Genomic DNA, 20,414 nt, shown 5'->3' with positions numbered 1-20,414 from the left:
GGTAAAAGTGACATCGCTGCGGCAGGCATGAGCATAGACCCAGCCCATGCCTTCGCCGCTTGCCGGGCACTGCGCATGTTGGGCGGACCGACGTATCTGCTCCACTCGCGCGAACTCAATACGATATGGGTCGGCGCCGCAGCCAGGGAAGACGCCGCCGGGCGGGTATCGCACGACGGCGCGGGGTTTTTCAGCGCGCTGCGCGCCGGACGCAAGCCCGCGTTCTTCCTATTCGGCTCGGAGGCTGCCCCGGGCGGTCGAGAACCGGCCCGCGCGCTATGCGTGCGTCCGCTCGTCGAGCTGCGCTTCGACGCCTCCGGCGCCCGCGCTGTCTTCCATGGCGCGCCGACATCCGGCCTCAAGGCGATAGTAGACGCGGCGCTGGCCGCGCCGGGTACCGCTCCCCCCGCATGCCAGCCCGTTTCGCAACAGCTCATGACCGGCTGGGAGACTGAGCCGGACGATGCCTTTGCGGCGAAGCTGGAACATGCAATCGCGCTTGTGCAGGGACGTCCGGGCAAGCTCCTGGTGACGCGCGGGTTCCGCCGCGCCGTGGATGCTTCGCTGGATGCTCTGGAGCTTGCCTGGCTGCTGGCCGCGTCCGAGCCTGACGCGCCCGCGTTTCATTGGCTGGAGTTGCCGGGCGAGGTCGTATCGCTCGGCGCCAGCCCGGAGAATGTAGTCGAATCAGAACGAGGGCTATTGCGCCTCGATGCAGTGGCGGGGACGCGACCTGTGCATCCGGATGCCGAATTTGATGCGGCGCTGGAGACGGAGCTTCTTGCGTCGGCCAAAGAGCGGCGCGAACATGCCGCGGCGCTCGAGCGCGCGCTTGCATTCGCGTATTCGGTCTGTCTCCCGGGCAGCGTGCGAGTTACGTTTGAGCGCAGGATCAGGCGCTTGCGGTATGTGCGCCACCTGTGGAGCCGCGTCGAGGGCGCGCTCTCGACCTGCCTGGATGGCGTGGCGTTGCTCGAACGCGCATTTCCCCCGTTTGTATCTTATCCGGAAGATCTCGCCGCGCAGTTCGAACTCGTGCTGAGTCCGCCGCGTTTCTATGGCGGCATGGTGGGCAGACTGGATGCCGACGGAAGCGTTCGCGGTTTCCTGAACCTGCGCTCGGTGGAAGTGCAACCCGGGACTATCCTGGCGCGGGGCGGCATAGGCGTGGTGGACGGCTCGACGCGGGGCGGTGAAACGCGCGAAGTGTTCGGCAAGCTCCGGGCGCTACACGAAGCAGTGGAAAACTGGCTGGGCCGCGGCATATGAGCATGGGCCGGGGGCTCGCATGGGATTCAGGAACCTCTGATTAAGTCAGGGCACGCTACGCCGGCTGCACGCATGCCGCCCGAAGGCACAAAAGCCCCCGCCTCATAATACGATAGCTGTCGATCATTGAAGGTCAGGGCGTGGCCGCGCCCGCAGCCACTTCGGAGATGAAGTCCTCGAACTTTCCGCCGGCGCTCCTTGCTATCTCCGCCGGGTAGGAATAGGTAATGGAGAAGGGGTAGCCGAGCGTTTGCTGGAGGATGGTGGTCAGTTTGCCCTCTTCGTCCGGCAGCAAGCGGCGCGGCATCACCAGTCTGGCCTCGACGTGATGCAGCGTTTTCTGCACCAACTGAAACTGCTTGATGGGGGCAATGCCCATCCAGGCTCCGTAACCGGTCTTCGGCCAGTGCCGGCTGCCATCGGGCAGCCGCACCATGTTGCGGCTGCGCCCCAGAATGCGCGTGAGCACCGGCAGGCCGCGGCCGCAGGCGCACGGCGCGCCGACCTCGGCGTAGTCCCCCAGCTCGTAACGGATGAGGGGTGTGGCGAAATTGTGCAGCGGGGTGACCACCACCCGGCCAACCTCGCCGGGCTGGCAGGGGTGCCCGTCATCGGTCAGCACTTCCAGCAGCATCCCCTCCGATTGCACGTGGTAATGCGGGTGTTCCGGACACTGTAGCGCCAGCATACCCGTCTCCTGGGTGCTGTAGACGTCCACCACATCCACTCCCCAGGCCGCGCGGCAGGCCTAGCGCAGATTGTCAGGGAGGCTTTCGCCAATGGTTTGAACCTGGCGCAATGAGGGCAGGGACAAACCGTGGCCGAGAAAGTGTTCGGCCAGGGCCAGGGCGTTGGTGGGGTAGGTTAATAAATAGGCGGGCGCCTCGCGCAGCAGCCAGTCGGCCTGGGTGGCGATGGGAGCGGTAATCTCGAGCAGGCTGGCGGGGCCGGAGGCGAAGACAAAGGCGACGGGCAGGGCCCAGGATGGGTGCCGCTGGTGGCCGCCCTGCTTGGCCGGGTCGTGGATGCCGCGGATGGCGGCGAGCTTGGCCCCGAAATCGCGCTGCTGCCAGAGATGGTCACGCAGGCCGAAGGCGGAACGGAATTGCTGGGTGACCGCCGTGCCTTGTACGGTAATGGGCTTGCCCGTGGAGCCGGAGGTGCTGATGCGGTGCAGGGGCAGGTGGGTGTCGGGGGGTCGGGGGCAGAACAGCGCCTCCCCGGCGGCCTGAACCTCGCTCCGGGTGAGGATGGGAAGGCGTTGCCACTGCTTGCGCTTCAAGGGGTGATCAGGATGAAAGCCGGCCGCCGTTAGCCGGTCTCTATAGAAGGGGATGGTTTCCCAGGCATGGGCCAGCAGCCCGTGCAATTGCCGGAACTGCCCGGCTTCCAGTTTGTTTGCCGGCCACCATTGGCTGTCCTGCAGTTGAAACAGCAGCGCCAGCAATTGCGCCCCCGCCGGACTGGGCGCGGCCGGCCAGAGGATGTGCGGGAGATGGCTGAGGAACTGGGTCATGGTTGTGTGTGGTCAGCCGCATTATTGCACATCACTGCGGATTGTTCACCGGGTGATCGTGCTCGAGCTGAGGCGTGGTTGCAGGTCGGTTCAAGCCGAAGGCGGAACCGACAAACCAGGCGTCGGCTCCGCTACGCTTGATCCGGCCTGCCTCGTTTCGGGCGCCCGTTTTTTATGCGCGCCTGCAATTTTGTATGATGTACACTATGCCCATTGCTAATGGCAGAGATGGTGATGCTCTACTCCATTTTATACGAGAGGGTTAACGACCCTTCGCTGCCGGAAGGATATTGCTGCGCCCATATACCTGTGCTTGATTTGACAACGCACGGCAAGGGCATTGATGGCGCTAAAGCAGCAGCATTGGATTTATTGCAACTGTGGGTTGATGAGCCCGGATGCAGGTCAGGCTGCGGGGCTGCATGACAGTCTCTGTGCCACGAAGCGCTGCACGCACCATGACCCACGTGCTGATATCACCCCCCCATCAACTATCCCCGCTTGATCTGACATTGCATCTTCGCCTGGTAATGCAAACCGGCCTTCGAGCGCCTTGGGGGCTTTGGGTCATGCAGAGCCATGGCGGGCGGCGGAGAATCGGAGACAGAACAGGGTGGTGATGTGCTTTGGAACCCATGCACAGGGGCTTGATCTTGGTGGCCCACGTCGATGAGAGGTTTGGATGGAGAACGGTGAGCCACAAGGCATGACGCAGCCGGCGATAGGGGTGCTGAAGACTCGGGCAGGTACTGGATATTTGCCCGGTATGAGCCAGCCATTTCTTTTGGTGGAGCTGGTTATCCTTCAGTTCAGAGTGAGGCGCGAGGCGCTGATGGTACTGGACAGGATATTCAGGGAAGCGCTCACGGAATATGAATCGCCCCAGCCCCCAGGTCAGGTTGATGCGCATCCGCTGGTTCCCGTCATGTGTGGAACCGTCGCGGTGTTGCGCAGTGGAGGTATCCCGGTTTTCAGCGAGGGGCTCATTGTCGGGCCTGGCGCTGCCGAAGGCGCCATACGGGTGGCCTTGCCTGCCATCGGGCAGGGACACTCCGCTACAGGGTTGGCCCTGGACTGGGTAGTTCGTGTGATGAACCAAGTCGTTGAAGGTTATTCCGTTACGGCATTGTTGGCGGAATTGGCCGAAGTGACAAGGACTATCAGGAGGAGGGCGCTCCAGGGGATGAATTCGCCAGTCTTCCTGCAAGCAGCGCGGGATGCTGGCATCCCCTGGTCATGCGTGGAAAATAACATGGTCCAGTTCGGCTGGGGAGCGCGCGCCCGTTGGCTGGATAGCTCGTTCACGGATGTGACGCCGTGCATTTCCGCAAGACTTGTGCGTAATAAACAGGCTGCGGCTCACATACTGAGAATGGCGGGAATCCCGGTGCCGGCCCATGCTCGTGCAGCTGACGCTGAGGAAGCCGTGAAGCTGGCGGAGCAGCTAGGCTACCCCGTTGTAGTCAAGCCTGCCGATAAGGATGGTGGCCGCGGTGTATCCGTCGGCCTGAAATCCGCCGAGGCGGTGCGCAAGGCCTTTGTCAAAGCCGGCGCGTTGTCGCGTGCAGTGCTGGTGGAGAAACACTTTGAAGGCAACGACTACCGCCTGCAGGTGCTTCAGGGCGAGGTATTTTGGGTAAGCCACCGCGTGCCGGGTGGCGTCACGGGCGATGGCAGCAGCACGGTCATTGATCTGCTGGCCGCAACGAATGCCGACCCCCGGCGGGGCGACCCGGATAGCAATTCCCTCCTCAAGCGTATCGCCTTGGACGAAGAGGCTGTGGAATTGCTGCTGGAGCAAGGACTGACTCCGGATGCAGTGCCAGCCCAGGGGCGGTTCGTTCGTCTGCGCGGCGCAGCCAACGCGGCCTCCGGCGGCATACCCGTGCCGGCACAGGAAGGGGCCCATCCCGACAACCTTGCCCTGGCCGTACGTGCCGTGCGGGTGCTGCGCCTGGATCTGGCCGGTGTCGATCTGCTGATACCGGATATCCGGCGTTCCTGGCTGGAAACGGGCGCGGTCATCTGCGAGGTGAATGCCCAGCCGCAGCTTGCGCCGCACCTGCCGGCCTATCTGTTGCAGCGATTGGTCAAAGGTCAGGGGCGGATTCCTGTCGTGATGGTGCTGGGTGATGTGGCGGGTGAGGCCTGGCTCGAACAGCTGGTGACAGCTTTATCAGCCGACCGGTGTGTAGGGGTGGCTACGCAGGCTGGGGTAAACATTGGCCGGCAGACAGTGATCCAGGAACCTTGCGGTAATCTCCGGGGTGGCATGGTGCTCATCAGCGATCCCCAGGTAGAGGTGGCCATTATCAGCGTTGTGGACGACCATATGCTGATAACGGGGTTGCCGGTGGATCGCTTCGATGTGCTCGTGCTGGCAGGGCCGCCGGACATGGGCAACGGGCCCGAAGTCTGGGAGCGTTGGCAGGGGTTTGCCCAAATCCTGCAAGAAATGTGCTCTGGGCCCATCATCATCAATCAGGATTGCGCCGATTGGGTCGCTGCTTCGTGTCGCCTGTCGGGCCACGAGATCAAAACCTATCCGGCCGACGCATTGGCCGGTATAGTGCTCCAAAAATTGTCGGAGATCGAACCATGAATGCACCCGTACCTGTCCGCTTGTCTGCAGCGGACATCCAGAACCTGTCTTCCCATTACCTGAATGAGGGACGCAAGCAGGAATCCTGGCAGATCGAAGCGGTTGAAATAAATGACAAGGGCCTCACCGCCAAGGTTTCCATGCGCACGACCTATGTATCTGATACCGATGCGAAGGGATTCCACCTGGCGATTTTTACCGCAGTGGAGTTTGTGTCGCAGTTGATGGTCATCTATATGCACGTCAGGGCCGGGCTCTCCAAAAAGACACGCGAGGTCTGGATGCTGGAGAGCTCGACACGTTGCGTCCGCGCCATCCGTGACCCCTCAAATATCAAGGTTGAGATGGAAGTGGTTTCGATGCGAAAGCGTGGTGAAAACTGGTATGGCGTGGCCGCCAACCGGGTGACGGATGATCAGGGTGGTTTGTTCGAGATCAAGCTCAAGGGATTCCTGTCGTGATAAAAGGATTGATTTGCGTCACGGTTCAATGTCTCGACGATGCAGGCTGGAGAAGTTGATGGAATTGAACCTGAATCAACCTGATTTTTTTCAGAATCCCTATCCGTACTACGCACGCATCCGTGCTGCCGGCAAGCCCTTCTGGCTACCTCATACCCAAAACACAACCAGCAACGGTCTGTGGCTGTTCAGCCGTTATGCGGATGCGCTGACGATTTTCAGGGAGGTCACGGCGGTCTCCAAGAACATCCGCAGCGTGCGGACACCGGGTACATCAACGCCATTTGACCTGATAATGTTAATAAGGGATGCCCCGGATCACCTGCGTTTGCGCCGGCTCGTCGCGGACTATTTGTCGGCGCAGTACCTCGACCAGTTGGAGCCGCATATTGCCTTGGTCGCGGATGCGCTGATTCTGGAGTTGCAGGGAAGAACCAGGATTGACCTGATCGCGGACTTTGCCGGGCAACTCCCCCTGCGGGTCATTGCCCATTTGGTGGGCGTACCCGTGAGCGACCTGCCCCAGATTCGCGCGTGGTCATTGGTGCTGGCGGATGGTTTTGATTCTGTGCTGGCATCGGACGAGATTCTGCTAAAGCAGCATAGCGCATTACTTGCTTTTCTGTCTTATGTCGAGCAACTGATCGCGGTAAAGCACCGTGCACCGGCTGACGACCTTCTCGGCTTTCTGGTCAACGCGGAGGCAGAGGGAAAAATCCAGCGCGATGAGTTGATCGGCATGGTGAGTTTTCTGGTGTTCGCCGGGCATGAGACTATTATCAACCTGATTGGCAACGGGCTTTGGTTGCTTTTGAGTCACCCGGAGCAATGGGCGCTGTTGCGGGAGCAGCCGGAACTCATGCCGGGTGCGGTAGAAGAAATTCTGCGCTTTGAAAGCCCGGAGCAAAGAACCACATTCCGTATCGCGGTCGAACCGATGGAGCTGGCCGGAATGCGCCTGGAACCCGGTCAACAATTGGGCATCATTATCGGTGCCGCGAACCGCGATGAAACCGAGTTTCCGGACCCCGATCGCTTCGATATCCGGCGCACCCCCAACCGCCATCTGGCTTTTGGGGTGGGGCTGCATAATTGCCTGGGCAAGACATTGGCGCGGCTTGAGGCCCGGATTGCGTTGGACAGAATGCTGGCGCTATGTCCAGCCCTGCATCTCCTGAATGAGCGCCCTCAATGGCGTAGAAATTCCTTCTTTCGCGGGTTGGAGGCCTTGCCCGCCACCCTGGGTTAGGCCAACGCCATGACAGTTTTCGAGATGCGCTACGCCTCGGATGGCACGCAAACAGCAGCCATCCGGTCTGCTTTTGAACAATATGGGGTCGTGCTCTTGCGGGGATTTGAATTTCACCTCGACGGTTTCGAGTCGATGACCCGGCAATTCTGCAAGGATTTTCACGGGGTGGGCACCCGTCAGGTGCTGCGCCAAACGGCCGGGGATGGTTTTACCACCGAAGTATTTCGCAACAATTTCATTTTGCTTGGACATTCTGAGGGGGCCTATCGCCCGTATCCGCCGCCGCCAGAGGTGTGCTTTTTCATGTGCGTGACACCGCCAGTTGAGGCTGGCGGCGAAACCACATTGGTCGATGGCGTGGAAATGCTGGAAGTAATGCCTGATGATCTGCGATTCCGGTTGGAAGATACGGGTGTTACCTATGAATCCCGGTGGGAGGCCGAGCGCTGGAAAAACGAATTCGGCGTCCATACGGAAAAAGAGTTGCGGGCGCTGCTGGGCAGATTCAAAAATGTTCGCTTCAGCCTGGCGGACGGGATGTTGCACCTGTATTACTCAGCCCCGGCGATTACCTGCACCCGCAGCGGGAGCGCGGCTTTCATCAACGGCGTTCTGGCCCATTTACCGCAGATTGCACATCCCCGTTATAAAGGTTTGCCGGTTTATGTGAAACCGACAAATCGTGTGTATTTTGGTGATGGCGAGTTACTGGCCGACGAGGTGGTCAATGCGCTCATCGATGCGCACGACAGGGTGAGTTATCATCATCGTTGGATGGCCAATGATGTACTCATCGTCGATAACACGCGATATATGCATGGACGGGAAATGACGGCTCAGCCCTGCGAACGGATATTGATTAGCAGGTTTGGGCACCTGCGATGAGTATGCTGCCATGCGCCGAATGGTTGCTGGGCTTGATAACGGGTTTGAAGTTGAGCTTCTAATAATAACAACAGTTGTTTAAACTGAGTGCTTCGGTGTCACGTTTTTTTTATGCGAACGGGTGACTGCTGTGCCGGGGGGGCGCATAAGGCTTGAGACTGTTTCCGGCTAACGCACGATACTACCGGGATCGGTGGTTGTTACAGGGAGATGCTCGCGCAGGTTGGTCGATCCGGTCTGCCTTTCAAATTATGTACTTGCTACCCACACATGTAAGCGCAGCGCCGCCACTGAAGCATGAGCGTGCTGCGAGTGCAGCATGCACTCACGTGCGGAAGCGCCACTATTGTCGTGGCCGTTGCCGGTTCACCTGATTGACCGCGTGCTGATACCCCGCTCGTCTGTGGCCGGTATTACCTGGCCCGCGTTGCCCGCGCCGCAGGCCGCGGCCATGCTCGCACTGCAATACCAGCTGGAGCAGAGCCAGTGGTGGCCGCCGGAAATGCTGCGCGAGCAGCAATTGCGCCAGCTCGCCAAAACGCTGGAGCACGCCTGCGAAACCATCCCCTTTTATCGGGAGCGGTTTCTGGCCTGCGGCCTTGACCCGCAGTCTGCCCATTGGCCGGATGATTTCCCGAAACTGCCGCTCTTGAGCCGCGCGGATGTGCAGGCTGCCGCAGGGGCGTTGCTGAGCACCAGGCCGCCGCCGGAACACGGGGCCGTGAGCGAGGGGCAGACCTCCGGCTCCACCGGCCGGCCGATCCGCTTTTTCAATACCACGATGACGCAATTTTTCTGGCGCGTATTCACGCTGCGCGAGCACTTGTGGCACCAGCGGGATTTCATGGGGAAACTGGCGGCGATCCGCAAGGTGCCGGAGGCCGGTGCGCGGTCGGGCTGGGGACCCTCCACCGACGTTGTGTTTGATACCGGGCCGAGCGCTGCGCTCAAGATTGAAACCGATACCGGGCAGCAGGCGGCGTGGTTGCAGGAACAGGACCCGGATTACCTGCTGAGCTTTCCCTCGAATATCGAGGCCCTGGCCCGGCTTTGTCTGGCCCAAGGTATACGTCCGGGAAAGCTGCGCGAAGTCCGTGCGGTGGGCGAGGTGGTGACACCGGAGCTGCACCGGCTGTGCCGCGAAGCATGGGGTGTTCGGCTGGTGGATGTCTATTCCGCCCAGGAGGTCGGCTACATTGCCCTCCAGTGCCCGGAGACGGGGCATTACCACATCCAGTCGGAAGGCGTGCTGGTGGAAATTCTCGACGCGCAGGGCGAGCCCTGCAAGCCGGGCGAGGTCGGCAGGGTGGTGATCACCACCCTGCACAACATGGCGATGCCGTTGATACGCTATGAAATCGGCGATTTCGCGGAAGTGGGGGAGGCGTGCCCGTGCGGGCGCGGCTTGCCGGTGCTGAAGCGGATCATGGGGCGGGTGCGCAACATGCTGACACTGCCTTCCGGAGCCAAACGCTGGCCATTAATGGGCATTGACCGCACACACCCGGCGGCGACGAGCGTCAAACAGTATCAATTTATCCAGCGCAGCCTGGACACGATCGAGGTCATGCTGGTGACCGCCTGGCCACTCAGCCAGGAGGAGGAGGCCCTGCGGACGCACCTTCAGTTCAAGCTCGGGTTCGAGTTCACGATCAACTTTACCTACTGCGAAGACATCCCGCGCAGCGCCGGCGGAAAGTTCGAGGACTTTCGCTCCGAGTTGTAGCCCTGATGGCCTGCTGCCCGAGTCATGCATGAAATTCGCACTATACCCACTTGCTGGCCGGAGACTCCGATGAAGCTCGCGCTGTGCATGGTCGTCAAGGATGAGATCGACCGCATCGTCGATTGTCTCGATCCGGTTCACGGTCTCGTCGATCAGATTGTCGTCATCGATACCGGCTCATCCGACGGCACGCCCGATCTGCTCCGCCGTCGCTATGGTATCGAGCCGCTCGACGGCGTGCTGGAGGAGGCCCGTTGTTACTGCAAGTGCGACCAACGTAACCGGGCCATCGGGTTGGCTGAGGCCGACTGGATACTCAGCCTCGACGCCGACGAGCGTATTGCGCCGGAGGCGCTGCATCATTTCCGCGCCATGCGCCACGCGCCGGACGTGGCAGGCTATTTCGGGCGCTGGACCAATCATCTGGACGGCGCCCCCCCGTTCGAGGACTACAAGCTGTTTCTGTTTCGCAAGGGGTTGCGCAAGCGTGGCCTGGTGCATGACAACGCCCAGATTGACATTCGGGAACGCGGTCAGCGGGCGCTGTGGCTGCAGGGGCTGGAGGTGACGCACCTCCCCGACCCCGCCAAAGCGCCGGACAAGACCCGTCTGTACCGCCGGCGGCTGGAGCGCGCGATTGCGCTGGAGCCGGACTGGCTGCGCTATCGCTGGTTCCTCGGCTACATGGACTACCAGGCCGGGCGCTGGGACGAGGCGGCGAAGCATCTGGCGGCAGCGGCCGGCGATAGCGGCCTTTTCCCGGTGGAGTCACTCAACAGCCGCCTGCTGCTGGCTGAGATCCAGGCCCGGCAAGGACGGGCCGCCGAGGCGCGCGCCACCCTGGTGGCGGCGCTGGACTATTATCAGGCGGTGGCCAGTGACTTTGAGGTCGCGATCAACTTCCGGCTCGCGCCCTGGCTGCGGCAGGCGCTCGCCACCGTGGATGCGGGCCAGCCGGAGACAATCCGCGCCTACCGCTTTGCCCGCTGAACGGCGGCTACCACCAGGATCGGCCTTCGATATGGGGTGGAACAGTCCGTCCCATGAGCTTGAGCAGGCTGGCGGTGAGGTCGGTGACCTGCGCATCGTCGGGCAGGCGGCGTGGCTTGTCCAGAGGTTCCTTAAAGCAGTATTGGGCCCGTAGCACGGGGCGAGGCTTATTGATCCGCCCCGTTTTGCAGGACGGCTGGCTGGCTTCGCTGCGCGCTTACTGCTCGAAGATATAAAAGCCCCCAGCTCATGTGGTAGCTGTCGCCAACCTTCTCGTAGCCCAGAATGTCATCGATGGCTTTCAGTATCGTGGCTCCGTCCGCTTTATCTATGCCGAGTAGCAGACGCATAAACGAAACCATGCCATCCAGGGAGGGAAACTTCCAGACAAACGAGGTCGGGTTGATGTATTCGACGGCAAAACCAGCGGACTCGATCTCCTGCCTGATCTCCCCTTCCGTAATAAATAGCCCCCGGTGGCCCATGGACGAGTGCTTGTCGAGGAAGTCGTTGAGGAATCTGGCGGGCGGGGAGCCCTCAAGCACATCGGCCACGCACAACGCTCCGCCCTCGGCCAGCAAGCGAGCGGCCTCACGATAAAACGGGGTCTTGTCCTCGAGATGGTGCAATCCCGCCAGACTCAGCACCTTGTGGGCGCTGGAGGAAGGCAGCGGAATATGGCCCAAGTCCTCGCACAACACCTTTTCATCGGGCGGTTGCGCCTCGCTGAGGGCGTAGAACCCCGCCGATGTTTCCACTCCACACAGGTGGGTGTCGCCGGGAATGAAGTTTCTGAGATAGCCGCCGCCGGACGGAATATCATAGATCCGGTCCCCCGCGCGAATGCCGGCAAGATCGATCAGGTGCGTGAACTCATCCACCCTGGCGTGAGGGAAGAGGGTCATCGCCTGATGATAGTCGCGGCCCCGGCGATTGAAAATGTCCGTATAGCTGTCGATCATTGAAGGTTAGGGCGTGGTGCCGGTGAGAAAGGTCGACCAGCTGTTATCATGCGGTAGCACATCAGGCTTGTGTAGACGGCCATAGTCGCCTTTGCGCATCAGCCGCGCAAGATTAGGCATAGGGTCCGCCTTGATCTGCATTTCGAGCAGTACCGGGGACTACCACCAGGATCGGCCTTCGATATGGGGTGGAACAGTCCGTCCCATGAGATTGAGCAGGCTGGCGGTGAGGTCGGTGACCTGCGCATCGTCAGGCAACCGACTGCCGGGCTCAATGCCGGGGCCGCGGATGAGGCAGAGGCCGGTGGGGGCGTGACCCCCGGAGCGGAAATAAGGCACCGGGCCAATGCGGCCAATGTCCGGGCTTTGTACCGTATCCACAGGGGGGCCTGCCTCCCAGTGCACGATGAGATCAGCAGGGCCGGCCAGCGGGGCGTCTTCCAGGGCGTGGCGACGGGTGAGCGTGACTTCCTTCACTATGGGGCGGCCACTGCGGGCATCGGTAAGCTTGAGCAGGGCATCCGCCAGTGTCTGGCATTCCCGGCCATAATCGTCCGGCGCCACTATCCCTTGGCCATCCCGTCCCCGGACGTTCAGGCGTACCATGCCGTGATAGTAGTTGGGCAGGGCAAAGGCCTTCATGCGGGGCCATAGGGGTTGAAACCAGCGCGTTGGATTCCAGTCGACGGGGTCGTTCTGGCGTTCCAGTTCAGCCGGGGAGATCAGATCCCGCTCGCCTGCCGGGGTTCGCAGGGCCCAGATTTCGTCCTTCCAGTGCCGGTGGTAATGGACAGCAGGCGGCGGCACCGGGCGATCCGGGTCACCGGCGGCGAGGGCGGCTTGCCCGGTTTGCCAGCGGTAGAGGAATTCAGGCAGGAACAGCATCTGTACCATGTCCGAATTGACCGGCGACATCCCGGACACGGAAAAGATCAGCAAATACCCGTCCTCAGGCGTCAACGCCTCCAGTTCCCCCGCCTCCCTGTCCAGCGCGTCAAGCGCGGCCTGCAGGGGCTGGGCGCCGTCCAGTTGCGCCTGGAAGGCGTCATGCAAGGGGTGGGGCATGCCCAGATGCCAGAGCATGTGACCCACGGTGTGAATCTCGCCATAGGCGCTGAGCAGTAGGTCCCAATCTTCGCGCGCGGCCAGATCCCGGATGATATGGGTGCGCTGGGCCATCGCGTCGATCATCGCCGTGTTCAGCGTCAGCAGTGCGGGCAAATCATACAGGTTGGGCATTCTGAACGAGGAAACCGGGTTACCCTCCGGGTCGTTAAGTGCCCGCGTGTCGAGTGTCGCGAAGGCTGGATGGGTGCCGTAGCGGTCAGTCAGCTCACTCAACAACTCGGGCGGCGATGACTGACGCAGGAACTGGTTGGCCTCCACGCTCCAGCCGAAAATCTGGATACCGTGGGTCGAGGGTTCTACCCGGGTGGTGGGGACATCGAAAATCGCCACATGAGGCTTGGGGTCCAGGCAGTAAAAGGGCCGGGCCTGCTTATTGTCGTAGGCCGGTAATTCCCGGAAGGTGTAGCTGTCGGGGGCATAGCTCATGTGTCCCCACTCGCCTGTGTGCTCGGGCGTGGTCCCGGTGAGAAAGGCAGACCAGCTGTTTTCATGCGGCAGTATCTCAGGCTTGTGCAGACGGCCATAGGCGCCCTCACGCATCAGCCGCGCAAGATTGGGCAAATGGCCCGCCTTGATCTGCATTTCGAGCAGTACCGGAGACATGGCGTCGAAGGACACTGCAATAATTTTATTGTTCACGGCTGATACCTCGTTGTGGGTGATGTCCTGGCTTGGCGGAAGCGCTACGTTTGGTCGCCTTGGGATAGAGGGTGTGCAGCGCCATGCGGCAATGAGACCTTTGACATGAATTCCTCAAACTTGCCTCCCGTGCTGCGGGGGATATCATCGTGATAGGAAAACATGATATCAAAAGGGTGGCCCAGGGATGTGTGCAGGATGGCCGTCATTTTATCCTGTTCGTCCTGCGTCAAGGGCCGCGGCATGACGAGCTTGACCTCGATCTGTTGCAGGGAATGCTGGATGATCTGAAATTGCTGTATGGGGGCAAGGCCGAACCAGGTCTTGTATCCGGTATCAGGACAGTGTTGCCGGCCATCGGGGAGGGTGATCAGGTTTCTTTGCCGGCCCAGTATGCGCGTGATGACCGGCAAGCCGCGCCCGCAAGGGCAGCGGGCGCCGGCTTCGGCATAATCCATGATCTCGTAGCGGATGAGGGGCATGGCGGAGTTATGCAGGGCAGTCAGCACTACCCTGCCGATTTCACCGGGCTGGCACGGTTTGTCCTCCGCATTCAGGATCTCCACCAGAACGGTTTCAGACTGAATGTGGTAGTGCTCATGTTCCGGGCATTGCAGGGCGATGTGGCCTACCTCTGCCGCGCTATACATGTCCACTACCGGCACATCCCATGCCTCGCGGCAGAGCGCGCGCAGATCCGGGTTGAGTGTTTCACTGAGGGTGCGCACCTCACGCAACCGTGGCAGCTTTATGCCCTGTTCAAGGCAGGCCCTGGCCAAGGCCCGCACATTGGACGGGTAGCTCAACAGGTAATCCGGATTCTGTTGCTGCAGCCACTTCAGCTGGCGCTGAACATCGGTGCAGATGTCGATGGATGCGCACGGGCCGGTATCGAACGCAACATCGGTGGAAGGGCCCCAGCCGCGCCGATCCAGGCTGGGCGCGCGAGAACGGATAGCGGCCAGGGTGCCACTAAAGTCCCTCTGGTGCCACAGGTGTTCGCGCAGTGTGAGTATCTGCCAGAAAGTCCGGCCGAGTTGGGTGCCATAAAATTTGATTGGGCGCCCCGTGGAGCCGGAGGTTTTGCCTTCGGCGATTTTTCCATGCTCGCGAAGTGGCTTCTGGCTGAGCAAGGCCTCGCCCGCCGACTGCACCTCGGAGCGCCGCAGCAGCGGAAGGCTTGTGAACATGTCCCAGGTGAGGCCGCTCTTTGGGTCAAAGCCCACCGACCTGAGGCGCTCCCGATAGAAGGGGATGGTTTCGTAGGCGTGCGCGAGTAGCGTCGAGAGCTGACGCAATTGCTGCTCCAGCAGGACTTCCGGTGGCCACCACTGGCTCTGTTCCAACTGGTATTGCATGGCAAGCATGGCCGCTGCCTCCGGCGTGGGCAACGCGGGCCATGCAATGCTGGCAACAGAGGATCGGGGTATAGGCACTCGGTCAATCCGCAGGCGGCTTGCAGGGAATTCAACAATACTACAGGCAAAGGGTGCGGCCTGACAACGCGGCACTGGATATGTTCAGGTGACGCTGGTATCACTCCGCATCGATCATGCCTGCCGCGACGGTGTTGTTGCTGTGCTCGTCGATGACAATGAAGGCGCCGCTGGCGCGGTTGTCGCGGTAAGCATCGCAGATCACGGGGCGTTGCAGCGTGATCTGCACGCGGCCAATCTCGTTCATCTGCAATTCGCTCGCCGGGCCCGTGGCCAGGGTGTTGATATCCACTTTGTGTTCGATGGTTTTTATCAGCGCCTTGGCCGTCTGAGTGGTGTGCTTGATGAGATACTTGCCGCCGGGGTGCAGTGGCTGTTCGCTCATCCAGCACAGGGTGGCATGCAGCTCGCGCGTGCTGCGCGGGAGTTTTTCGGGGCGTACCAGCATGTCGCCGCGCGAGATATCGATATGGTCTTGCAGCGTGAGGGTGACGGATTGCGGCGCACAGGCCTCGTTGAGGCTGCCGTTGTAGGTGACGATGTCCTGGATGCGCGAGCGGTGCCCCGAAGGCAGTACCACGATCTCGTCGCCGACACGGATGTGGCCGGATTCGATGCGCCCCATGTAGCCGCGGAAGTCCGGCAGGCCTGATATCTGCGGGCTGCACACCAGTTGCACCGGGAAGCGGAAGTCGCGCTGGTTGATGTCATGCAGGATGGGGGTGGATTCCAGCGCATCGAGCAGCGGCGCACCGGCGTACCACGGCATGTGCGTGCTTTTTTCCACCACGTTGTCACCGTGCAGCGCCGAGATCGGGATGAAGTGCACATCGCGGGCGCCCAGCTGCTCGCAGAAGGCGCTGAACTCGGTCTTGATGGCCTGGTACGTTGCTTCCGAGTAATCGACCAGGTCCATCTTGTTGACGGCGGCAATCAGGTGCGGAATGCCGAGCAGGCGCGCGATGTAGGCGTGACGGCGCGACTGGGTGAGAACACCCTTGCGCGCGTCAATCAGCACGATGGCCAGATTGGCGGTCGAGGCGCCGGTGACCATATTGCGCGTGTACTGCTCGTGGCCGGGGGTGTCGGCAATAATGAATTTGCGCCTGGGTGTGGCGAAATAGCGGTAAGCGACATCGATGGTAATGCCCTGCTCGCGTTCCGCCTGCAGGCCGTCGGTGAGCAGCGACAGGTCAACGCCGGTGCCACCGCGCCGCTCTGTGCTGATCTCCATGGCCTGCAACTGGTCTTCAAAGATGGACTTGGCATCGTAGAGCAGGCGGCCGATGAGCGTGCTCTTGCCATCGTCGACGCTGCCTGCGGTAGTGAAGCGTAATAAATCCATCAGAAGTAACCCTCGCGCTTGCGCAGCTCCATAGACGCCTCGGAGGTCTTGTCATCCATGCGGGTGGCGCCGCGCTCGGTGATACGCGAGCCGGCGGTTTCCAGAATGATCTCGTCAGGTGTGGTGGCGTTCGACTCGACCGGGCAGGTGCAGCTCATGTCGCCGACGGTGCGGAAGCGCACCATGAGATTTTTGATCTCCTCGCCTTCCTTGGGTTGCACCAGGTGTGATACCGGCAGCCAGCCGCCGCGCCACACCACGTCACGCCGGTGGGCGTAGTAGATGCAGGGCACTTCGAGTTGCTCGCGCGCGATGTATTGCCAGATGTCCATCTCGGTCCAGTTGCTGAGCGGGAAGACACGGAAGTGCTCACCGAAGTGTTTGCGACCATTGAAGATGTTCCAAAGTTCGGGGCGCTGGTTCTTCGGGTCCCACTGGCCGAATTCATCGCGGTGGCTGAAGAAGCGTTCCTTGGCGCGGGCTTTTTCCTCATCGCGTCGGCCACCGCCGAGACAGGCGTCGTATTGGTGCTCCTCAATGGTGTCGAGCAGGGTGACGGTCTGCAGCTTGTTGCGACTGGCGTTGTGGCCTTTTTCCTCTTGCACGCGGCCGTCGTCGATGGACTTCTGCACAAGGCCGACGGTGAGGTTGGCGCCGATCTCCTGCACGAACCAGTCGCGGTACTCCATGGCCTCGGGGAAGTTGTGGCCGGTATCGACGTGGAGCAGCGGGAAGGGGAGCTTCGACGGATAGAAGGCTTTGCGTGCGAGCCAGGCCATGACGATGGAATCTTTGCCGCCGGAGAAGAGCAGCGCGGGCTTTTGAAACTGCGCGGCGGTTTCGCGCAGGATGTAGATGGCCTCGGATTCGAGGAATTGGAGGTGAGTGATGGCTGACATGATGAATCAGATGATGGCGAGGAATTTGAGAAGGTTGCGCGTGCTGAGGGCGACGACAAGGACGCCGACGAGAATCATGAAGGGCTTGTGCGGGATGTGTTTGGCCGCCCAGGCCCCAAACGGCGCGGCGATCATGCCGCCGATGGCAAGACCGAGGATGATGCTCCAATGCGTGAGGCCGATAGTGAGGAAAAAGGTGATGCTGGCGGCCAGTGTGACGAAAAACTCGACGGCGTTCACGCTGCCGACGGTGATGCGGACGTTGTTGCCGCGCACGATGAGATTGGAGGCGACAATCGGACCCCAACCGCCGCCGCCCATGGCATCGACGAGCGCGCCGAAGAAGCCGAGGGGTGCGAGATGGGTGGTCACATTGCGCGGCGGCACGCGGACGAAGGCCTTGGCGATGATCACGGCGCCCATGATGATGAGGTAGCCGGAAACCCAGGGTTTGAGCACATCGCCGATGGAGGAGAGCAGGTAAGCGCCGATGATGGCACCGATCACCGCAGGAACGAGCAGGCGGCGAAACAGAAAGCGGTCCACATTCCCAAACGCGTGATGTGAAATCGCGGAAGCGCCCGTGGTGAAGCACTCTGCCGCATGCACGGTGGCACTGGTGGCCGCTGGCGGCACACCGAGGGCCATGAGCAGCGACGAGGCGCTGACGCCATAGGCCATGCCAAGCGCTCCGTCGATCAATTGAGCGACGAAGCCGGCGGCGATGTAGAGCAGGAAGTCGGGCGGCAGATCCATGGGCGCTTACACTTTGTCGGTGACGAGCTTGGCGTGCAGGCCGCATTCGTGTTTCTCATCGCCCTTGGCAGGATCGTAGTAGGTGCGCTCGTTCGGCAGGTCGTGTTCGAGCAGGTAGGCGTCCATCTCGACCGGGGTCCAGTCGAGGATGGGGTTCACCTTCAGGCAGTTGAATTTGGCGTCCCACATGAAGGGCTGAAGCGTGGCGGCACGTTGCGGGTTCTGCTCTTTGCGCAGGGCGGTGATCCAGACTTTCGGGGCGAGTTCACGCATGCCGCGCTCGAACGGCTCCAGCTTCATGATGCGGCTGAAGGATTCGACGCGCTCGACTTCATCTGGCATCGGCACCTGGCCGCCATTCAGGGCCAGCCAGTGCGCGGCGGTCATGAGCGGCAGATAGGGCTTCAAGTTGAGGTTGAGACGCGCGTGGCTTTTTTCGGCGAAGCGGTAGGTTTCAGGGAGATTGGTGCCGTGATCGACCCAGAGGATGGGAATGCCCGCCTCCTGTTCCGTGGCGAGATGCAGGATCACCGCTTCATACGGACGGAAGTTCGTGGTGACGACGGCCTGGCCGTCGGCATGCGCGAGGGCGATCTGAATGATCTCCTGGGGCGATTTGCCACGGGCTTCATCATTGAGGGCAGCGATTTGGTCGGGATTCATGGTGGGAGGGCGATTTATTCACCCGATTCTCGATGTGTAAAGTAGGAAATAGAAAATCAGGGCATGAAAAAGGGCGCGGAGACGATCCGCGCCCTTCGAAAGTTGGCTGTTGCTTCGGGTTAAGCCTGAAGCGCTGCGGCAGGTGGCTGGATGTTCACGCGGCGACCATCCTTGTCGAAGCGGACATTGCCGTCCACGAGGGCGAAGATGGTGTGGTCTCTGCCGATGCCGACGTTGAGACCGGGAATCCACTTCGTGCCACGCTGACGGAGGATGATGTTGCCTGCGACGACGGATTCACCGCCGAATTTTTTGACGCCAAGACGCTTGCTCTGGCTGTCGCGACCGTTCTTGACGGAACCTTGTCCTTTTTTATGGGCCATAAGAGGGGAGGGGTAAGACGATTATGCGTTGATGGCGGTGATCTGCACGAGGGTCAGCGGCTGGCGATGACCGCGAGTCTTGTGGAAGCCCTTGCGCTTGCGGAACTTGAAGGTGGTGACCTTGTCGGCCTTGTGCTGCTTGAGCACCTTGGCGGAAACGCTGGCTCCAGCGACGGTGGGAGCGCCCACCTGGATGCTGCTGCCTTCACCGGCGGCGAGCACCTGATCGAAGGTGGCGGTTTCGCCCTCGGCGGATTCGAGTTTCTCCACGTCGAGCTTGTCGCCCACGGACACTTTGTACTGTTTGCCGCCTGTTTTGATGATTGCGTATGCCATAGCCTTGAAAAGATAGAAGTTTCCTCGCTGCCTGGGACGAGGGGCGCGGAGATTTCCACAGGTGCCATGGTTCGGCAAGGGAAAACTTGATGAGAAAAGCGGCAAACAGGACTGACAGGGCGGTGAACCAGGGCGGATGCTCCTGCGCATCCGCAAGATTGAGCAGCAAGTGTCACAAATCCAGGCTCGACAGGTGGCGGGGCGGGAATGTATTATTCGGTCATGTCTTCGCTGTTCCAGGAAACGGTCTTTCTGACCAATCTGTACGCCACTCCGGCAGACTGGCAGCGCGACTTGTTTTATTCCGTGGTGCGCGCCGGACATCTGCGCGCGGGCTTTGAGCATCGCATTGAGCGGGAAACCTATCCTGGTCACGAGTTGATTTTCTGCCTCAGAGGGCGCGGCTGGGTGCAAGTCGGTGGAAAGCGGCATGAAGTCAGTGCTGGCTCGCTGGTGTGGGTGAACTGCCACCACCCGCACCTCTACGGGGCGCACAACCGTGATCCTTGGGAGCTTTACTGGATGCGAGTGGAGGGTCGTTCGCTCGATCGCATCGCCGAACTGCTCCAGGTGCGCTCGCAGCCGGTGCTGGAGGGCATCAATGAAAAATCCGTGATGCAGGAGTTTGAAAACGCCTTTCAGCACATGACCGGCACACGTCCGAGCGATGCCGCGCTCGCCAGCGCATCCGTCGCCGCCTTGATCGGCCTCGCCTTTCATGTGCGTCTGTCGGAACCGGGCCTGGTTCAGCCCGAGCTGCCGACCGCTGTGTCCAAGGCTCTCGAACGCATGCGCCTGTATTTCCATCTGCCCATGCGTGTGGCCGAGCTCGCCAACCTCAGCGGCATGAGCGAGAGCCATTTCAGCCGCCAGTTCAAGGCCGCCATCGGCACCAGCCCCATCGACTGGCTGCGCCGCGAGCGCATCAATCAGGCGAAGCGCCGCCTCATCGAATCCGATGATCCCGTCAAAGAAATCGCCCGTCAGGTCGGCTATCACGACCAGTTCTTCTTCTCCAAGGACTTCAAGAAGATGACCAAGCTCACGCCCACGCAGTTTCGTGAGCAGGAAAAGCAGCCGTGAGTGGCTGTGTCGGCGATTTGCGGATTTGAAATTCCAAATTGCCAAATCTCCGCCACTGTCGCTGCCCCCATGAGCACGAACAC

Annotated in this window: 20 protein-coding genes; 8 read left to right on the top strand and 12 right to left on the bottom strand. The window is 61.1% G+C overall.

Features of this window, described 5'->3' with window-relative positions; all coding sequences use genetic code 11:
• Positions 1-435 precede the first annotated feature (435 nt).
• Positions 436-1,269 carry a chorismate-binding protein gene (locus Q8L89_06790; protein ID MDP1708754.1) on the top strand — a complete coding sequence of 278 codons (834 nt, stop codon included), beginning with the start codon at positions 436-438 and terminating at the stop codon, positions 1,267-1,269.
• Between the two features lie 133 nt (positions 1,270-1,402).
• On the opposite strand, the gene Q8L89_06785 is transcribed toward Q8L89_06790, so the two are convergent.
• Together Q8L89_06785 and Q8L89_06780 are read right to left on the bottom strand one after the other, a co-directional pair.
• Positions 1,403-1,990: a hypothetical protein gene (locus Q8L89_06785; GenBank protein MDP1708753.1), complete on the bottom strand. Its 588-nt coding sequence runs from the start codon at positions 1,988-1,990 to the stop codon at positions 1,403-1,405.
• A gap of 27 nt (positions 1,991-2,017) precedes the next feature.
• Complete coding sequence (locus tag Q8L89_06780) at positions 2,018-2,785, bottom strand: hypothetical protein (GenBank protein MDP1708752.1); 768 nt, start codon at positions 2,783-2,785, stop codon at positions 2,018-2,020.
• 766 nt (positions 2,786-3,551) lie between these two features.
• Between Q8L89_06780 and Q8L89_06775 the strand changes: the two genes are divergently transcribed.
• From Q8L89_06775 to Q8L89_06750, 6 genes are all read left to right on the top strand, one after another.
• Positions 3,552-5,387, top strand: coding sequence for an acetate--CoA ligase family protein (locus tag Q8L89_06775; protein ID MDP1708751.1), 1,836 nt, complete (start codon positions 3,552-3,554; stop codon positions 5,385-5,387).
• A complete protein-coding gene (locus Q8L89_06770; protein MDP1708750.1) occupies positions 5,384-5,848 on the top strand; it encodes a hypothetical protein in 465 nt (154 codons plus the stop codon). The genes Q8L89_06775 and Q8L89_06770 overlap by 4 nt, the downstream gene beginning before the upstream one ends.
• A gap of 58 nt (positions 5,849-5,906) precedes the next feature.
• Complete coding sequence (locus Q8L89_06765; protein MDP1708749.1) at positions 5,907-7,097, top strand: cytochrome P450; 1,191 nt, start codon at positions 5,907-5,909, stop codon at positions 7,095-7,097.
• 9 nt (positions 7,098-7,106) lie between these two features.
• Positions 7,107-7,985 carry a TauD/TfdA family dioxygenase gene (locus tag Q8L89_06760; GenBank protein ID MDP1708748.1) on the top strand — a complete coding sequence of 293 codons (879 nt, stop codon included), beginning with the start codon at positions 7,107-7,109 and terminating at the stop codon, positions 7,983-7,985.
• Positions 7,986-8,304: 319 nt separating this feature from the next.
• Positions 8,305-9,711, top strand: a complete 1,407-nt coding sequence (locus Q8L89_06755; protein MDP1708747.1) for a phenylacetate--CoA ligase family protein — start codon at positions 8,305-8,307, stop codon at positions 9,709-9,711.
• Between the two features lie 69 nt (positions 9,712-9,780).
• Positions 9,781-10,701: a glycosyltransferase gene (locus Q8L89_06750; GenBank protein MDP1708746.1), complete on the top strand. Its 921-nt coding sequence runs from the start codon at positions 9,781-9,783 to the stop codon at positions 10,699-10,701.
• A 7-nt stretch (positions 10,702-10,708) separates the two neighbouring features.
• Here the strand turns inward: Q8L89_06750 and Q8L89_06745 are convergent, their stop codons facing one another.
• The 10 genes from Q8L89_06745 to rplU form a co-directional block, all read right to left on the bottom strand.
• Entirely contained in the window at positions 10,709-10,858 is a 150-nt protein-coding gene (locus Q8L89_06745) for a hypothetical protein (GenBank protein MDP1708745.1), read from the bottom strand.
• 10 nt (positions 10,859-10,868) lie between these two features.
• Positions 10,869-11,606, bottom strand: coding sequence for a methyltransferase domain-containing protein (locus Q8L89_06740; protein MDP1708744.1), 738 nt, complete (start codon positions 11,604-11,606; stop codon positions 10,869-10,871).
• Positions 11,607-11,822: 216 nt separating this feature from the next.
• On the bottom strand, positions 11,823-13,430 hold the full coding sequence (locus Q8L89_06735; protein ID MDP1708743.1) for an alkaline phosphatase family protein: 1,608 nt from the start codon (positions 13,428-13,430) through the stop codon (positions 11,823-11,825).
• A gap of 44 nt (positions 13,431-13,474) precedes the next feature.
• A complete protein-coding gene (locus Q8L89_06730; protein MDP1708742.1) occupies positions 13,475-14,866 on the bottom strand; it encodes a phenylacetate--CoA ligase family protein in 1,392 nt (463 codons plus the stop codon).
• A gap of 100 nt (positions 14,867-14,966) precedes the next feature.
• A complete protein-coding gene (gene cysN, locus Q8L89_06725) occupies positions 14,967-16,211 on the bottom strand; it encodes a sulfate adenylyltransferase subunit CysN (protein ID MDP1708741.1) in 1,245 nt (414 codons plus the stop codon).
• On the bottom strand, positions 16,211-17,110 hold the full coding sequence (gene cysD / locus Q8L89_06720; protein ID MDP1708740.1) for a sulfate adenylyltransferase subunit CysD: 900 nt from the start codon (positions 17,108-17,110) through the stop codon (positions 16,211-16,213). The genes cysN and cysD overlap by 1 nt, the downstream gene beginning before the upstream one ends.
• Before the next feature lie 6 nt (positions 17,111-17,116).
• Complete coding sequence (locus Q8L89_06715; GenBank protein ID MDP1708739.1) at positions 17,117-17,866, bottom strand: sulfite exporter TauE/SafE family protein; 750 nt, start codon at positions 17,864-17,866, stop codon at positions 17,117-17,119.
• Between the two features lie 6 nt (positions 17,867-17,872).
• Positions 17,873-18,529: a phosphoadenosine phosphosulfate reductase family protein gene (locus tag Q8L89_06710; protein ID MDP1708738.1), complete on the bottom strand. Its 657-nt coding sequence runs from the start codon at positions 18,527-18,529 to the stop codon at positions 17,873-17,875.
• Between the two features lie 119 nt (positions 18,530-18,648).
• Complete coding sequence (gene rpmA, locus Q8L89_06705) at positions 18,649-18,912, bottom strand: 50S ribosomal protein L27 (protein ID MDP1708737.1); 264 nt, start codon at positions 18,910-18,912, stop codon at positions 18,649-18,651.
• A 21-nt stretch (positions 18,913-18,933) separates the two neighbouring features.
• Positions 18,934-19,248 (bottom strand): 50S ribosomal protein L21, encoded by a 315-nt coding sequence (rplU, locus tag Q8L89_06700; protein ID MDP1708736.1) that lies wholly within the window; start codon positions 19,246-19,248, stop codon positions 18,934-18,936.
• Positions 19,249-19,470: 222 nt separating this feature from the next.
• Here rplU and Q8L89_06695 point away from each other — a divergent pair, with 222 nt between their 5' ends.
• Positions 19,471-20,331 carry an AraC family transcriptional regulator gene (locus tag Q8L89_06695; protein ID MDP1708735.1) on the top strand — a complete coding sequence of 287 codons (861 nt, stop codon included), beginning with the start codon at positions 19,471-19,473 and terminating at the stop codon, positions 20,329-20,331.
• Positions 20,332-20,414 lie beyond the last annotated feature (83 nt).

The sequence above is a fragment of the Gammaproteobacteria bacterium genome, from assembly GCA_030680605.1.
Classification (GTDB): Bacteria; Pseudomonadota; Gammaproteobacteria; order SURF-13; family SURF-13; genus JAQBXX01.
This window is presented reverse-complemented; position numbering and strand designations above follow the sequence as displayed.

What these genes read in the sequence shown, in the direction of transcription:
- rplU (MDP1708736.1), bottom strand. Translation starts at nt 19,248, where the DNA reads ATGGCATACGCAATCATCAAAACAGGCGGCAAACAGTACAAAGTGTCC.
- Q8L89_06775 (MDP1708751.1), top strand. Translation starts at nt 3,552, where the DNA reads ATGAGCCAGCCATTTCTTTTGGTGGAGCTGGTTATCCTTCAGTTCAGA.
- Q8L89_06715 (MDP1708739.1), bottom strand. Translation starts at nt 17,866, where the DNA reads ATGGATCTGCCGCCCGACTTCCTGCTCTACATCGCCGCCGGCTTCGTC.
- Q8L89_06755 (MDP1708747.1), top strand. Translation starts at nt 8,305, where the DNA reads ATGCACTCACGTGCGGAAGCGCCACTATTGTCGTGGCCGTTGCCGGTT.
- Q8L89_06770 (MDP1708750.1), top strand. Translation starts at nt 5,384, where the DNA reads ATGAATGCACCCGTACCTGTCCGCTTGTCTGCAGCGGACATCCAGAAC.
- cysD (MDP1708740.1), bottom strand. Translation starts at nt 17,110, where the DNA reads ATGTCAGCCATCACTCACCTCCAATTCCTCGAATCCGAGGCCATCTAC.
- Q8L89_06695 (MDP1708735.1), top strand. Translation starts at nt 19,471, where the DNA reads ATGTCTTCGCTGTTCCAGGAAACGGTCTTTCTGACCAATCTGTACGCC.
- Q8L89_06750 (MDP1708746.1), top strand. Translation starts at nt 9,781, where the DNA reads ATGAAGCTCGCGCTGTGCATGGTCGTCAAGGATGAGATCGACCGCATC.
- Q8L89_06710 (MDP1708738.1), bottom strand. Translation starts at nt 18,529, where the DNA reads ATGAATCCCGACCAAATCGCTGCCCTCAATGATGAAGCCCGTGGCAAA.
- Q8L89_06790 (MDP1708754.1), top strand. Translation starts at nt 436, where the DNA reads ATGACCGGCTGGGAGACTGAGCCGGACGATGCCTTTGCGGCGAAGCTG.
- Q8L89_06780 (MDP1708752.1), bottom strand. Translation starts at nt 2,785, where the DNA reads ATGACCCAGTTCCTCAGCCATCTCCCGCACATCCTCTGGCCGGCCGCG.
- Q8L89_06740 (MDP1708744.1), bottom strand. Translation starts at nt 11,606, where the DNA reads ATGACCCTCTTCCCTCACGCCAGGGTGGATGAGTTCACGCACCTGATC.
- Q8L89_06765 (MDP1708749.1), top strand. Translation starts at nt 5,907, where the DNA reads ATGGAATTGAACCTGAATCAACCTGATTTTTTTCAGAATCCCTATCCG.
- Q8L89_06760 (MDP1708748.1), top strand. Translation starts at nt 7,107, where the DNA reads ATGACAGTTTTCGAGATGCGCTACGCCTCGGATGGCACGCAAACAGCA.
- cysN (MDP1708741.1), bottom strand. Translation starts at nt 16,211, where the DNA reads ATGGATTTATTACGCTTCACTACCGCAGGCAGCGTCGACGATGGCAAG.
- rpmA (MDP1708737.1), bottom strand. Translation starts at nt 18,912, where the DNA reads ATGGCCCATAAAAAAGGACAAGGTTCCGTCAAGAACGGTCGCGACAGC.